The organism is Micromonospora foliorum, assembly GCF_022229015.1.
GTDB classification, from domain to species: domain Bacteria; phylum Actinomycetota; class Actinomycetes; order Mycobacteriales; family Micromonosporaceae; genus Micromonospora; species Micromonospora foliorum.
On record NZ_JAKKFF010000063.1, the window covers coordinates 1 to 12,838 of the forward strand.

At 72.7% G+C, this 12,838-nt stretch carries 12 protein-coding genes and 1 pseudogene; 7 read left to right on the forward strand and 6 right to left on the reverse strand.

The window, feature by feature from the left end:
- Positions 1-114 precede the first annotated feature (114 nt).
- Positions 115-981, forward strand: coding sequence for a formate dehydrogenase accessory sulfurtransferase FdhD (gene fdhD / locus PSH25_RS05570; protein ID WP_238657983.1), 867 nt, complete (start codon positions 115-117; stop codon positions 979-981).
- 13 nt (positions 982-994) lie between these two features.
- Here fdhD and PSH25_RS05575 read toward each other — a convergent pair whose 3' ends face one another.
- The 4 genes from PSH25_RS05575 to PSH25_RS05585 all read right to left on the reverse strand — a co-directional run bounded on the left by PSH25_RS05575 (position 995) and on the right by PSH25_RS05585 (position 3,601).
- The gene (locus PSH25_RS05575; protein WP_238657984.1) at positions 995-1,711 is read right to left on the reverse strand and encodes a GAP family protein; all 717 of its coding nucleotides are present in this window, start codon (positions 1,709-1,711) and stop codon (positions 995-997) included.
- Positions 1,712-1,837: 126 nt separating this feature from the next.
- Positions 1,838-2,155, reverse strand: coding sequence for a helix-turn-helix domain-containing protein (locus tag PSH25_RS05580; RefSeq protein ID WP_238657985.1), 318 nt, complete (start codon positions 2,153-2,155; stop codon positions 1,838-1,840).
- On the reverse strand, positions 2,155-2,445 hold the full coding sequence (locus PSH25_RS34165; protein WP_372492728.1) for a type II toxin-antitoxin system RelE/ParE family toxin: 291 nt from the start codon (positions 2,443-2,445) through the stop codon (positions 2,155-2,157). The genes PSH25_RS05580 and PSH25_RS34165 overlap by 1 nt, the downstream gene beginning before the upstream one ends.
- A gap of 112 nt (positions 2,446-2,557) precedes the next feature.
- Positions 2,558-3,601 (reverse strand): DUF4192 domain-containing protein, encoded by a 1,044-nt coding sequence (locus PSH25_RS05585; protein ID WP_238657986.1) that lies wholly within the window; start codon positions 3,599-3,601, stop codon positions 2,558-2,560.
- A gap of 174 nt (positions 3,602-3,775) precedes the next feature.
- On the opposite strand from PSH25_RS05585, the gene PSH25_RS05590 reads away from it, so the two are divergent.
- The 5 genes from PSH25_RS05590 (at position 3,776) to PSH25_RS05610 (ending at position 10,459) form a co-directional block, all read left to right on the forward strand.
- Positions 3,776-4,690, forward strand: a complete 915-nt coding sequence (locus PSH25_RS05590; RefSeq protein ID WP_238657987.1) for a fructosamine kinase family protein — start codon at positions 3,776-3,778, stop codon at positions 4,688-4,690.
- Entirely contained in the window at positions 4,687-5,700 is a 1,014-nt protein-coding gene (gene moaA, locus PSH25_RS05595) for a GTP 3',8-cyclase MoaA (protein WP_238657988.1), read from the forward strand. Before PSH25_RS05590 ends, moaA begins: the two co-directional genes overlap by 4 nt.
- A gap of 2 nt (positions 5,701-5,702) precedes the next feature.
- Positions 5,703-5,960: a MoaD/ThiS family protein gene (locus PSH25_RS05600; protein WP_238657989.1), complete on the forward strand. Its 258-nt coding sequence runs from the start codon at positions 5,703-5,705 to the stop codon at positions 5,958-5,960.
- Between the two features lie 13 nt (positions 5,961-5,973).
- Positions 5,974-7,218: a metallophosphoesterase gene (locus PSH25_RS05605; protein WP_238657990.1), complete on the forward strand. Its 1,245-nt coding sequence runs from the start codon at positions 5,974-5,976 to the stop codon at positions 7,216-7,218.
- Positions 7,219-7,279: 61 nt separating this feature from the next.
- Positions 7,280-10,459 carry a UvrD-helicase domain-containing protein gene (locus tag PSH25_RS05610; RefSeq protein WP_238657991.1) on the forward strand — a complete coding sequence of 1,060 codons (3,180 nt, stop codon included), beginning with the start codon at positions 7,280-7,282 and terminating at the stop codon, positions 10,457-10,459.
- 138 nt (positions 10,460-10,597) lie between these two features.
- Here the strand turns inward: PSH25_RS05610 and PSH25_RS05615 are convergent, their stop codons facing one another.
- Positions 10,598-11,251 carry a prepilin peptidase gene (locus tag PSH25_RS05615; RefSeq protein WP_238657992.1) on the reverse strand — a complete coding sequence of 218 codons (654 nt, stop codon included), beginning with the start codon at positions 11,249-11,251 and terminating at the stop codon, positions 10,598-10,600.
- A 10-nt stretch (positions 11,252-11,261) separates the two neighbouring features.
- Positions 11,262-12,266 carry an EamA family transporter gene (locus PSH25_RS05620; RefSeq protein ID WP_238657993.1) on the reverse strand — a complete coding sequence of 335 codons (1,005 nt, stop codon included), beginning with the start codon at positions 12,264-12,266 and terminating at the stop codon, positions 11,262-11,264.
- A gap of 81 nt (positions 12,267-12,347) precedes the next feature.
- Here PSH25_RS05620 and PSH25_RS05625 point away from each other — a divergent pair.
- Positions 12,348-12,838, forward strand: a pseudogene (locus tag PSH25_RS05625) (hypothetical protein); the annotation flags it as partial.

Sequence of the window (12,838 nt, forward strand, 5' to 3'; positions counted from 1 at the left end):
CGGGGGTGAGGGGTGGGGTGGGGGTGGGGGTGGGGTGGGGTGGGTCCGGTGCTCGCGGGTGCCCGATGGTCGGTGGTCGTGCGGGTGTGCCGGTGCGGGGTGGAGGATGGCGGGATGGGACGGGCAACTGATCGACGGGGCGTACTCCGGATCGACCTGGACGCGGCGACCGCCGGGCGCGGGTCGGTTCGCCGGCCGGACACGCTCGCCGTGGAGGAGCCGTTGGAGATCCGGGTCGGCGCGGCCGGCCCCGGTCGACGTCGGCCGCTGGCCGTGACCATGCGTACCCCCGGCGACGACCTGGACCTGGCCATCGGGTTCCTGCTGACGGAGGGGCTGATCCGGTCGACCGACGATGTGCTGACCGCGCAGCTCTGCGCCGGCGCGGAGACGCCGAACACGTACAACGTGGTGGACGTGGTGCTCGCCCCCGGCGTACCGGAACCGACCACCGACCCGTCCCGGAACTTCTACACGACCAGCTCCTGCGGGGTCTGCGGCAAGGCCAGCATCGACGCGGTACGCACCCGGTCGCTCTTCCCGGTCGCGGCGGATCCGCTCAGCGTGCCGGCCACACTGCTCGCCGAGCTGCCCGACCGGTTGCGCGCCGCCCAGCGCGGCTTCGACCGGACCGGCGGGCTGCACGCGGCGGGGCTGTTCACCCCGGACGGTGAGCTGGTGGTGCTCCGGGAGGACGTGGGCCGGCACAACGCCGTGGACAAGGTGATCGGCTGGGCCGTGCGGGATCGCCGGCTGCCGCTCGCCGGGCACCTGTTGCTGGTCTCCGGACGGGCAAGCTTCGAGCTGACCCAGAAGGCGTGGATGGCCGGGTTGCCGCTGCTGGCCGCGGTGTCCGCCCCGAGCACCCTCGCCGCCGAACTGGCCGACGAGGCGGGGATGACACTCGTCGGCTTCCTGCGCGGGCGGACCATGAACGTCTACACCGGGCCGCACCGGATCACGGTGGAGCAGCCAGCCTGACCCGAGCGGCCGGTCAGCGACCGATCCGGTCGATCAGGTCGAACAGAGACAGCCGCGCGGCGGCGTCGCGGGCGATCAGGAAACCGGCGATGCCGAGGACCCAGCCCAACGCGCTGCCCGCCTTCGTGACGATCCAGGTGTTCAGGCGGGCCAGCACCGGCTCGACCAGTCGCGGGCGGGCCACCCTCGCACCCAGCAACAACACCGCCGGCAGCACCATGACCAGGCAGTACCCGGCGAGTAGCCCGACCACGCTCACCGCTCCCACCCCCGAGGTGGCCAACAGGCCCACCGCACCGAGGTACGGCAGCATGGTCGCCACCTCGGCAAGCGCCGCGAGCAGCGCGAGGCCGACCAACCAGCGGGCCGAGGAGTCTCCCGCGGTGGCCCGGTCCCGCCAGCGCAACACACCACCGGTACGGGGACGCCGCTTGCCGTCGTAGCGGAAGCTGAGCGCCAGCATTCCCACGCCCAGGACGAGTTGCGCCCAGAGGACGCCCCGGTTGTCCAGGGCACCGCCCAGCGCGTCGCCCAATGTGCTGCCGCCCCAGACCAGCAACAGCCCCACCGCGAGGTAGAACGCCGCGATGGTGGCGAGGTAGCCCAGGATCCGCCGGGCGTTGACCGGCCCGGGGGCGAGCAGCAACCAGACCGGGATGAAGAGGGTGCCGATGCTGGTGCTGTCGATCAACGCCAGCCCGGCCAGCGACAGCAGCAACTCGGGGGTCATGTCGTACCAACGCGGAGAACAGCCACGAGATCATTCTCCGGCGGTGGTGACCCTGCCGCGTCGGCCGTGGACAGGAGTAACGCGTACATCCTTCGACGGAGAGCGTCACCGGAGGAGAACCGCCGACTATGCGGCTACGATCTCGACGGCACCGCCGGAGATCTTGACGTCGAACTCCATGCCGGTGCCCTTGGAGAGCTTGACGAGGGTCGCGATCGACGGCGGTTGGTCGCCTGATTCCAGTCGCGCGATCACTGACTGGGTCATCCCCACCTTGCGAGCGAGTGCGGTTTGGGTCAGCTGGTTCGCCGTGCGGTACCCCACGATACGAAGCGCGACCTCGCGCGCGAACGCTGTCCGATCCCACTCTGCCCGGAACACCGGGTCCTGACGCCTGGCGTGGCCGATGATTTGCTGCGAGGTCTTGAGCTCGGAACGTTTCATCACTCCGCCTCCACGTCCTTGATCCTTTGCTCTGCGGCTGCGACGGCCCGGGCGAAGTTCCGCGGACTGACGCTGGCTTCTGGGCCGATGGCGCCGACCACGAACGCCTCACCAACCTGTGTGTAGAAAACGCGCCACCGGCTACGCCCTCCACGCGGACGTAGCTCCCGCAGGTTTTCGGCGGTTCGGATCCTGCTCGAGTGCGGGTAGCCCAGGTTGGGGCCGAGGCTCTCCAGCTTTTCGACGGCGTGTCCGATCGCCGCCTGTTCGATCGCGGGTATGGCTTGCATCTCGGTTACGGCCTCCGGGTGAAAGAGGACTGACCAGAGCCGACTATAGCAAGATTGCGATAGAGCTGCCGGGGAGTCTCTGGCAGCCGGGCGGCTACCGGGAACCGGCTCGTCAGCGGCGGCCACGTCGGCTCCGTTTACGGGGGCGGATGACCCCGGGCATCCCGACCGACGGCCAGCCGTCCAGCTCGGCCGGGGGCACGCCGCGCCGGAGCAGGTCGTCCAGCAGCAGTGCGAGCGAGTAGTTGGGGTGCAGGCTGAGCGTGCGTTCGAGCGCGACCGCCGCCAACGCGCCCTGCCCGGCGCGCCAGGCGGCGAACGCCAGCAGGGCACCCGGAGCGGCGGCCACCTCCGGCTCGGCGCGGCGCAGCACGTCGGTCCAGAGGGCGATGTCCCGGTCCCGGCCGTCGGTGCGTTCCCAGGCGTGATCGCGGACCGGAAGGTGGGTCATCAACACGCTCAGCCAGGCCATCTCGTCGTCGTCGAGCCGCTCACCACGTCGCTGCCGGCGCTGGGCCTCGCGGACCGCCGCCACCCCGGCGGCGCGCAGCGCCCGAGCCCCGAGCACGTCACTCTCGGGTGCCTGCTCGACCAACTCGGTCAGTCTCACCTCGGCGCGGGCGGTGGCCGCGCGGGCCGCGTCCCGAGCCGGGCCGCCCACCGGTGCCACCTGCGCCACCAGTGCGGCCCGGTCGGGGAGTGCGACCTGGCCGGCGAAGACCGCCGAGGCGGTCACCCGATTGGCGGCCGGGTCATAGCGGCGACCCTCGGGCGGGCAGCAGTCGGGCTCGGTGCAGAGATAGGACCACCAGCGACCGTCGGTCACCCGCAGCGCGTCGAGCACGTGCAGCCCGAAGTCGTTCAGCGCGTCGCGCACCGCGTCCACGGCCGGAGTGACCCGCTCCGGTTGCCCGTAACCCACCACGGTGGCGGCCTCCGCGCCCTGCCGGCGGATCACACCCGCCAGGTGCGCGGCCAGCCCGCCCGGTTCGGCCGGGTTGGGCAGGTCCGCACGGGCGGCGAAGATGATCTGTCGGCCGACCAGCGCCACGGCGACCACGCTGTCGGTGGGATGAAACCCGAGCAGGTACGGCACGGCGGCGATCAGGTCGGCGGGTGAGCGGACGGCGAGTTGAGGGCGTTCGGTCGAGGTCATGTCGGAAGCCTGCGGCGGGGGAACCGGGGCCTGCCACCCCCTGTGGACGACACGCGGCTTATCCACAGTTACTGAGCGTGTTTTCCCTGCTCATTCCACACCTACGAGTACGGAAAGAGCGCCGATGTCGTCGGGCGACACCTGGCTGTCGTAACGAGCGGTTACCGTGCGCTGATGGACCTGGCGTACCTGCGCGCGCATCCGGCACACCTCCCGACCTTCCGGACCCATCAGCGGCTCCGGGAGACGCCGGTGGCCGGTGGAGACACCTGCGCCGCCGCCCGGCTCACCCTCGACGACGGCCACTCCGTCTTCGCCAAGTCCTGGCCGGAGGGCGCCGACCGACCGGCGCCGGAGGGCTTCTTCGCCGCTGAGGCCGCCGGCCTGCGTTGGCTGCGGGAGGCGGGCGCGGTCGCCGTACCCGAGGTGATCGTGGTGTTGCCGGAGCTGCTGGCGCTCGACTGGGTGGAGCCCGGCGAACCGACGTCGGAGGCCGCGGAGCGCTTCGGCCGGGAGTTGGCCGGGCTGCACCGGGCGGGCGCAGCCGCCTTCGGTGCGACCTGGCCCGGTTTCATCGGCGCTCTTCCACAGGACAACACCCCCACCGGCGGGCGCTGGTCGACGTGGTTCGCCGAGCGGCGCCTCACCCCCCACCTGCGACGCTCGGTCGACGTTGGCGCGCTGACCAGCGCCGATGCCGCTCTGGTCGAGCAGGTGATCGATCGCCTCGACGGGCTCGGCGGCGACGAGTCGCCCGCGCGCATCCACGGCGACCTGTGGCCGGGCAACGTGCTGTGGGGGGCCGACGACCGGGTTTGGCTCGTCGACCCGGCAGCGCACGGTGGGCACCGGGAAACGGATCTCGCCCAGCTTGCCCTCTTCGGCGGCATCCCCCACCTGGATCGGGTGCTGGCCGCCTATCAGGAGAGTTGGCCGCTACCGGACGGCTGGCGGGACCGGGTGCCCCTGCATCAGCTGCATCTGCTGCTCGTGCACACCGCACTTTTCGGCGCCAGCTACCGAGATGTGGTCGTCCAGACCGCCCGTGCCGTCCTGAGCCGGGCCGAGCGCGCTACGGTCGACAGGTGAGCGTCGCCCCGGGGACCGCCGGCGTCCTCGTCGACCGGTACGGCCGCGTCGCTCGGGACCTGCGCGTGTCCCTCACCGACAAGTGCAACCTGCGCTGCACCTACTGCATGCCGGCGGAAGGGCTGCCCTGGCTGGCCGGCCCCGAGTTGCTGACCGACGAGGAGATCGTCCGGCTGGTCCGGGTGGCTGTCGAGCTGCTCGGCGTGACCGAGGTGCGGTTCACCGGCGGTGAGCCGCTGATCCGACCCGGGCTGGTCGACATCGTGACCGCGGTCGCCGCCCTCGAACCTCGTCCCCGGGTCTCGCTGACCACCAACGGCATCGGTTTGGACCGGCTGGCCCCGGCGTTGCGGGCGGCCGGCCTGGATCGGGTGAACGTCTCACTGGACACCCTGGACCCGGCCCGGTTCACCAAGCTCACCCGCCGCCCCCGCCTCGACGCGGTGCTGGCCGGGCTCGCCGGCGCGGCGTCCGCCGGGCTCAGCCCCGTGAAGATCAATTCAGTGCTGATGCGTGGTGTCAACGACGACGAGGCGCCGGCGCTGCTCCGCTTCGCCCTCGATCACGACTACCAGCTGCGGATCATCGAGCAGATGCCGTTGGACGCCCAGCACGGTTGGGCCCGCGACACCATGGTCACCGCCGAGGAGATCCTGGCGTCCCTGCGTACCACCTTCGACCTCAGCCCCGACCTGGCCGAGCGCGGCGCGGCACCGGCGGAGACCTGGCTGGTCGACGGAGGCCCCGCCCGGGTCGGGGTGATCGCCAGCGTTACCCGCCCCTTCTGCGGGGACTGCGACCGCACCCGGCTGACCGCCGACGGCCAGGTCCGCGCCTGCCTCTTCGCCACCGAGGAGTCGGATCTGCGCGCCGCGCTGCGCACCGGCGTGGACGACGACGAGTTGGCCCGACGCTGGCGTACCGCGATGTGGGGCAAGCGCGCTGGCCACGGCATCGACGACCCGACCTTCCTCCAGCCGAGCCGTCCGATGTCCGCGATCGGAGGTTGAACGTGGAGGGGACGACACCGCTGACCGTCCGCTACTTCGCGGGCGCCCGCGCCGCCGTCGGTCGCGCCGAGGAGGCCGTCCCCGCCGGGCGGTCACTCGACGACCTCACGGCCGAGCTGACCCAGCGCCACGGCGACCGACTCGCTGCGGTGCTGCGGGTGGCGAGTTTCCTCGTGAACGGCGTCACCTGTCATGATCGTCAGGCACCCCTACCGGCCGGGGCCACGATCGATGTCCTGCCCCCGTTCGCGGGCGGCTGAGGGAGGCGCACACATGATGGCGGTTGTGGGGTTCGTGGCTGTCCTGGCGCTGGTCACCGGTCTCATCCACCTCTACCTGTGGAAGCGGCTCGTTCGGGACACCACCACGCCGGGCCGCTGGCGACGGATCGGCGGGATCGCCGCCCTGGTGCTGGCCCTGCTCGTGCCGGTCACCCTCGCCGGGACGCAGGCCGGGCTCTACTGGCTCGCCTGGCCGGGCTACCTGTGGCTCGCGCTGATGTTCTACCTGCTGGTCGTACTGGTGGTGCTGGAAGTGCCGATGCTTGTCGCCCGGCTGGTGCTGCGCCGCCGGGTGGTTGCCGCCGAGCCGACCACCGCCGCGCCCGAGCCGGTGCTTGTCGGTGCCGCCGGGCCGACCGAGCCGCCGGCCGCCGGCGCCGTCGCCGCACCGGACCACGACCCGTCCCGCCGGTTGCTGCTGGCCCGAGGGGCGGCCATCTTCGCCGGCCTCACCGCCACCGGCATCACCGGGTACGGCATCCGCACGGCGCTCGGCCCGCCCCAGCTCGACCGGGTACGGATCCCACTCGCCAAACTCCCCCGCAGCATGGACGGCCTGCGCATCGCCACCGTCTCCGACATCCACCTCGGCCCACTGCGCGGCCGGGCACACACCGAGCGGATCGTCGCCGCGATCAACCGGCTCGACGCGGACATCGTCGCGGTCGTCGGTGACCTGGTCGACGGCTCGGTGGCCGAACTCGGCTCGGCCGCCGCGCCGCTGCGCGACCTGCGCTCCCGCTACGGCAGCTTCTTCGTCACCGGCAACCACGAGTACTACTCCGGCGTGGAGGAGTGGGTCCAGGAGGTCGACCGGCTCGGTCTGCGGGTGCTGCAGAACCGGCGGCAGGAGATCCAGGCCCGGGGCGGTGTGCTCGACCTGGCTGGCGTGAACGACCTCACCGGGGTGGGCACCGGCCTCGCCGCCGGGCCGGACTTCGCCGCTGCCCTCGGTGACCGCGACCCGAGCCGGCCCGTCGTCCTGCTCGCGCACCAGCCGCTGGCGGCCAAGGAGGCGGCCCGGTACGGCGTCGACCTGCAACTGTCCGGGCACACCCACGGCGGGCAGATGGTGCCGTTCAACCTGGCCGTCGGGCTGGAGCAGCCGGTGGTCAGCGGGCTCGGCGAGGTCGACGGCACCAAGGTCTACGTGACCAACGGCGCCGGTTTCTGGGGGCCGCCGGTCCGGGTCGGCGCGGAGCCGCAGATCAGTCTGGTCGAGCTGCGCTCGGCATAGCGGAGGTCACGTCCGCGCGTGGCGGCGGGTGGCCGGCGCGGCGGGCGTGACAGGATGCGGCGTGCCCCCGTTCAGCGCCGTACCCCCCGGTGGCCTACCGCCATTCGTCGCGGACCTGCACATCCACTCGAAGTACTCGCGCGCGTGCAGCCGTGACCTCACCCTGCCGAACCTCGCGTGGTGGGCCCGGCGTAAGGGCATCGGCCTGCTCGGCACCGGCGACTTCACCCACCCCGCCTGGTACGACCACCTGCGGGAGACGCTGCGCCCGGCCGAGCCGGGGCTCTACCGGCTCGACCCGGAGGCGGAACGGGACGTCGCCCGTCGGCTGCCACCCCGGCTCGCGCAGACGGCGGAGGCGGACCCGGTCCGTTTCATGCTGAGCGTGGAGATCTCCACCATCTACAAGCGGGACGACCGCACCCGCAAGGTGCACCACCTGATCTACCTGCCGGATCTGGACGCGGTGGCCCGGTTCAACACCGCGCTCGGCCGGATCGGCAACCTCGGCTCCGACGGCCGACCGATCCTCGGACTGGACTCCCGCGACCTGCTGGAGATCACCCTGGAGGCCAGCCCGGACGGCTACCTGGTGCCGGCACACATCTGGACGCCCTGGTTCTCCGCGCTGGGCTCGAAGTCCGGCTTCGACGCGATCGCGGACTGCTACGCCGACCTGGCCGAGCACATCTTCGCCGTGGAGACCGGGCTCTCCTCCGACCCCGCGATGAACTGGCGGGTCGGCAGCCTGGACGGCTACCAGTTGGTGTCCAACTCGGACGCGCACTCACCGCCGGCTCTCGGCCGGGAGGCGACCGTGCTGACCGCCGAACGGGACTACTTCGCCGTTCGGGAGGCGCTGCGTACCGGTGACGGCCTGGCCGGAACGATCGAGTTCTTCCCGGAGGAGGGCAAGTACCACGCGGACGGGCACCGGCTGTGCGGGGTGAGCTGGTCTCCGGAGCGCACCCGGGCCGCCGACGGGCGCTGCCCCGAGTGCGGCAAGCCCCTCACCGTGGGCGTCCTCAGCCGGATCGAGGAGTTGGCGGACCGCCCGGACGGGCACCGGCCGCCGCACGCCCGGGACGTCACCCACCTGGTGCCGCTGGGCGAGATCCTCGGCGAGATCAACAAGGTGGGTGCCCGGTCGAAGAAGGTCGAGGGGCGGTTCAACGAGCTGCTGGCCGCACTCGGCCCCGAGCTGGAGATCCTGACCACGACGCCACTGACCGAGATCGCCCAGGCCGGTGGTGAGCTGCTCGCCGAGGGCATCGGGCGGCTGCGGCGCGGCGACGTCCGCCGGGTGCCCGGTTACGACGGCGAGTACGGCGTGATCACGCTCTTCGACCCGGCCGAGCTGGGCGCGCAGGAGACGCTGTTCGACGTACCGGTGCCGGCGCAGCGACGACCCACGGAACCGGCTCCCCGGGTCGCGGCCAAGCGCCCGGCGGCGGCGAAGACGGAGCCGAAGCGTAAGCCGACTCCGACGCCCGCGCCGCCGATCGCGTCGCCGCCGTCGCCGCACGAGCCGTTCGAGCCGATGCTCTCCGGCATGGAGGAGGTGGGCACCGGCCTGCTGGACCGACTGGACGCCATGCAGCGGGTGGCCGCCTCCGCACCCGGCGGCCCGCTGCTCATCGTGGCCGGTCCGGGCACCGGCAAGACCAGGACGCTCACCCACCGGATCGCGTACCTGTGCGCGGAGCTGAACGTCTTTCCCGAGCACTGCCTCGCGATCACGTTCACCCGCCGGGCCGCCGAGGAGTTGCGGCACCGCCTCGACGGCCTGCTCGGCCCGGTCGCCGAGGACGTCACCGTGGGCACGTTCCACGCGCTGGGGTTGACCATTTTGCGGGAGAACGCTGACGCGGCGGGCCTTCCGGTCGACTTCCGGATCGCCGACGACGCCGAGCGGGCGGCGGCCCGCACCGAGGCCGGGGACGACAGCGCGGCCTACGTGTCGCTGCTGCGCAAGCAGGACCTGGTCGACCTGGACGAGCTGGTGACCCTGCCGGTGGAGCTGTTGCGGGCCGACCGGAAGTTGGTCGAGCGGTACCGGGACCGCTGGCGGTGGATCTTCGTCGACGAGTACCAGGACGTCGACGAGGTGCAGTACGAGCTGCTGCGGCTGCTCAGCCCCGCCGACGGCAATCTTTGCGCGATCGGCGACCCGGACCAGGCGATCTACTCGTTCCGGGGTGCCGACGTCGGCTACTTCCTGCGCTTCTCCGAGGACTTCACGGACGCCCGACTGGTTCGGCTCAACCGCAACTACCGCTCGTCGGCCCCGATCCTGGCCGCCGCCGTGCAGGCCATCGCACCGTCCTCGCTGGTGCGGGGTCGACGACTGGACCCGGCGCGGCTCGACCCGGAGGCCCCGCTGGTCGGGCGGTACCCGGCGGCGTCCGTGGCCGAGGAGGCCGACTTCGTGGTGCGCACCGTCGACGACCTGGTCGGCGGGTTGTCGCACCGTTCGCTGGACTCGGGTCGCATCGACGGCCGGTCCACCTCGCTGTCGTTCTCCGACATCGCCGTGCTGTACCGCACCGACGCGCAGGCCGCCCCGATCGTGGACGCCCTGACCCGGGCGAACATCCCGGTGCAGAAGCGTTCCCACGACCGGCTGCGGGATCGGCTCGGGGTGGCGGCCATCGCCCGCGAGCTGCGGCACGCCGACGGTTTGGCCGGCTCGTTGGCGGCCCGGGTGCGATTGGCCGGTCAGGTGGTCGCCGATCGGTTCGCCGTGCCCACCCTGGACGGCGCGGCCAGCGCGGTCCGTCCCGAGGACGTCCGCTCGGCCGTGGACCTGCTGACCCCGTTGGCCCGACGCTGCGGTGACGACCTGGAGACCTTCCTGTCGCAGCTGGCCACCGGCGCGGAGGTGGACGCGCTCGACCCGCGTGCGGAGGCCGTCACGCTGCTCACCCTCCATGCCGCGAAGGGTCTGGAGTTCCCGGTGGTCTTCCTGGTCGGGGTCGAGGACGGGCTGTTGCCGCTGCGCTGGCCCGGCTCGACGCCCGACGAGGACGCCGTCGCCGAGGAGCGCCGGCTCTTCTTCGTCGGCCTGACCCGGGCCCAGGACCGGCTGTACGTCAGTCACGCCGCCCGCCGCACCCGCCACGGCGCCGAGCGAGACTGCGCCCCCTCGCCGTTCCTCGGCACCATCGACCCCGGCCTCTTCGAACGCTTCGGCGAAGCCGAACCCCGCCGCCCCAAGGACCGCCAGCTCCGCCTGATCTGAGCCCCCGGCCCCTGGCCCCTGGCCCCTGGCCTCGCCGATCTTGCACTTTCGGTCGCCGTTGTGCGCGCGATGCACCTTATGTCACCACAGAAACTGCAAGATCGACGAAGCAGGGGTGGGGGCCAGGGCGGGGGCGGGTTAGGTGAGGAGGACGCCGAGCCAGGCGCCGGCCAGCAGGGCCGGGCCGAGGGGCAACAGGGTGTTCCGGTGCACCTTCCGGGCGGCGAGCAGGCTGAGCACCAGGCCGCCGTGCAGCACGTGCGGCAGGAGCAGCCCGGCCAGCAGGGCGTCCCGGCCCAACCAGCCGAGCGGCAGGCCGAGGACGGCGGCGAGCTTCACGTCCCCGAAACCCAGCCGGGAGCCCGGCAGCAACGCCAGCAGCACGTGCGCCGCACCCGCGACCGCCGCACCTCCCAGCGCGCCGAGCAGCCGGCCGGGAGCGCCGGACAGCTGCGCCGCGGCGGTCAGACCCCCGAGGGCCAGCAGCCCGGCGACGAGGACCAGCGGATCGGGCAGCCGCAGGCAGGCCAGGTCGACCCGGGCCAGCACCAGACCGACCGCCGCGACCGCCAGGAAGACCGGCAGCGCCGGGTTGTCACCCACGGCGACGGCAAGGCCGACGAAGACGCTGACCGCCACCATCGGGTCGGCCCAGGGCCGTCGGACCGGCTGCGGCCCGGGAAGCGCCCATGGCCGGGCGTCCGCCGTGGCGAAGCGCCGCGACACCGGGGGTACGACGAGGCCGACCAGCGCGCCGAGCAGCGCGATCGACACCAGCGCGGCGGCCGACATGGGCCGGACGTTACCGACGGTCGCGCGCCGGCGTGGACCCCGATCGTGATCCCGTGCCCGCCCGACGCGGTCGTTCGGTCGTCACCACCAGGGCGACCCCGGCGACGATGACGGCACCGCCGAGCAGCACCTGCGGGGTGATCGGCTCGGCCACCAGCAGAGCGCCGAGCGCCACCGCGACCGCCGGGTTCACGTAGGCGTACGTCGACACCAGCGAGATGGGCGCGTTGTGCAGCAGCCAGACGTACGCGGTGAAGGCCACCAGCGAGCCGGCCACCATGAGATACCCCAGCGCCAACCAGGACCGGGTGCTGACCGCCGCCGGGTGGAAGTCGGCCAGTTCGCCCCGACCGGCGGCGACGACCGCCAGCACCAGCGCTCCGGCCACCATCTCGTACACCGTGGCCACGAAGGGATCGGCGGGCATCCGGATCCGTCCGGACAGGAACGACCCGACCGACCACGAGATGGCCCCCGCCACCACGGTCAACGCCCCGAGCAGCGGCACCGCGGCCGAACTACCGCCGGGCAGCACCAGCAGGATGAGGCCGACGAAGCCCAGGGTGACCCCGGCGAACGTCCAGACCGGCGGCCGGTCCCCGGTGGCCGAGCGCAACAGCACCACCAGCAGCGGCACCGTGGCCACCAGCAGCGCGGCGATCCCGGACGGCACCGCGACCCCCGGCGGCCCCGATTCGGCGAGCACCACCAGGCCGTTGCCACCGGCGAGCAGGAGCACCCCGACCAACGCGGCCGAGCCGAGTTGCCGTCGGTCGACCCGCAGCGCGCCGGGGCCTCGACGCAGTCGCAGCACCACCGCCAGGACCAAGCCGGCCACGGCGAACCGGAGGGCGGCCGACAGCAACGGAGGCAGCGTCTCCACGGCGATCCGGATGGCCAGATAGGTCGACCCCCAGAGCAGGTAGACCACGATCAACGCGGTCCAGATCAGGGTCGGCGTGGTGCTGGCGCGACGGCCGGCGAGGGCTGTGGCGCTCGGTGAAGGTGAGCTCATCAGTGGACCACGCTACGGTGACCTCGGAGTCCGCGTCGCGCTTTGGTGGCCGGCCTCTCACCACTCGTGCAGGAGGGCGGCATGACGAACTACGGACAACCGGGGGGCAACCACCCGGGGCCGTGGCGTGGGCAGAGACCCGACGAGACCCCGGGTCACCCGGTGCAGCCGCCCTACCCGCCCACGGCGGAGCCCTACCCGCCGACGGTCCCGTCGTACCCGCCAGGACCGCAGGGACGACCCGGGCCGTACGGCGGCCCACCCACCGCGCCCTACGGTGCCACGCCCGGCGCGCCCTACGGGGGCGGGACGGAGACGCCCTACCTCCACGAGCCCCGCACGCCCTACGGCGGTTCGTACCAGCCGACGCCGACGTACGGCGGGCAGCCGTACCGGCCCGACGACCCGTACGGCGAGGATCCGGCGCCGCGCCGACGCGGTCGAGGGCCGCTGATCGCGGTGCTGGCCGTCGTACTGCTGGTGGTGGTGGCCGTCGCCGGCGCGTTCTGGCTCCGCCGTGGGCAGAGCGACCCGGCGCCGGCAGCCGCGCCGAGCAACTCGGCCGCCGCCGT